This window comes from Streptomyces bobili (assembly GCF_002154575.1).
GTDB classification, from domain to species: domain Bacteria; phylum Actinomycetota; class Actinomycetes; order Streptomycetales; family Streptomycetaceae; genus Streptomyces; species Streptomyces bobili.
Map to the genome: position 1 here is coordinate 1 of NZ_MUBA01000829.1, position 1,351 is coordinate 1,351.

General features: G+C 75.6%; 1 protein-coding gene and 1 pseudogene. One reads left to right on the forward strand and one right to left on the reverse strand.

From position 1 onward, the window contains the following. Positions 1–166: 166 nt before the first annotated feature. Positions 167–745: a hypothetical protein gene (locus tag BZL64_RS37990; RefSeq protein WP_086773487.1), complete on the forward strand. Its 579-nt coding sequence runs from the start codon at positions 167–169 to the stop codon at positions 743–745. Positions 746–841: 96 nt separating this feature from the next. On the opposite strand, the pseudogene BZL64_RS40725 reads toward BZL64_RS37990, so the two are convergent. Further along, positions 842–1,351, reverse strand: a pseudogene (locus tag BZL64_RS40725) (hypothetical protein); the annotation flags it as partial.

Sequence of the window (1,351 nt, forward strand, 5' to 3'; positions counted from 1 at the left end):
GGACCGGGAGTGGGGGCGGAGTCCGGCGTACCGGGTCGCCGTTGGGCCGTAAGGGCGATATCTGAGGCGCGGCACGCGGTGCTTCCGTGAACGACGGGTCGCGATGTGACATTCAGTCAGGTGCAAGCCAATTTGTATGAAAATCATCTGACTCGGAGGTTCTCTGATGCCGACCTCGTCCCGTCCACGCAGGGTCGCCACGCTGACGGCCCTCGCCGCCGGTGGAGCCGTTCTCCTCGGAGCGCCGTCCGCCGTCGCCGCACCAGGGGACAACGGAGACGTCAAGGTGCACATGGCGGGCACCGCCGTTCCCGCCCGCGCCAACCAGCCCAAGGTCTGCAAGTTCTACCTCGACGCCTTCAACTTCGACGTCGCCCAGGGCATCAACTGGACCATCGCGCCGCAGTCCGCACAGGCCGGCACCACCGCCACCCTCTCCGGCTCGGTCACCCTCGCCAACGGCGCCGGCGTCACCGAGAACCTGATGCTGCCCTCCGGGCACTACAAGCTGACGTGGGTCGTCGTCGACGGCAACGGCGCCGGCAAGCACAAGGTCTTCAAGGTCGACTGCCCGAACCGGCCGAACGTCCCCGGCGGCCCCAACGGCGGTCCGCCGGCGGGCGGCGGCGGTCTGGCCCGCGACGCCGCGTTCACGCCCGTCGCCGGTGCCGCGGCGGTGGGAGCGGCCGCGGTCGGCGGAGTGGCCTGGTTCCGGCTGCGCCGCCGCTCGCATGGCGCCGCGTAGGCGGATCCGCAGGCCCTGGTACCGGACGCGCGCCTACCGCCTGACGAGGACGGCAGCCCTGGCCGTCACGCTGGTGACGGGCGCCGTCTGGTGGGGTCACGCCGAGGAACCCCCCGACACGGCGGTCCTCACGGTCGGCTCCGCCGGTTCGACCGGTTCCCCCGGTGGGGGAGTCGACGCGCGAGCCCCCGACCGGCGGGCGGGTACGCGGTCCGGTCCCGTGGCCTCGGAGAACCCCCGCGAGGAGCCGCTCCGGCGCGGAACGGGGCTGTCGGGGCCGGCGCGGCCCCCGTCCGGCGCGCCGTCCCCGGCGACCCCCGCGTCGGGGACGCCGTCGGCCCGTGCGCGGCAGCCCGCGCCGGGGGTGTCACCGGCCCGCGCCCGTCCGTCACCGCCCGGCAAGGCGTCCGCAGGGGCCGGGCAGTCACCCCGGCAGGCGTCCTCCTCGCGTCCGCGGCCGACCCGGCCTCTCTCGTCGCCGCCGGGTCCCCGGCGGCCCCCGTCAACGTCGGGGGCCGCGTCCGCACCGGGCAGGGCGGGCGCGTCCCGGCCGACGTCCCGCCCCGCACCGGGGACGCCCTCCACGGGGACCGCCAAGCCCCGTAC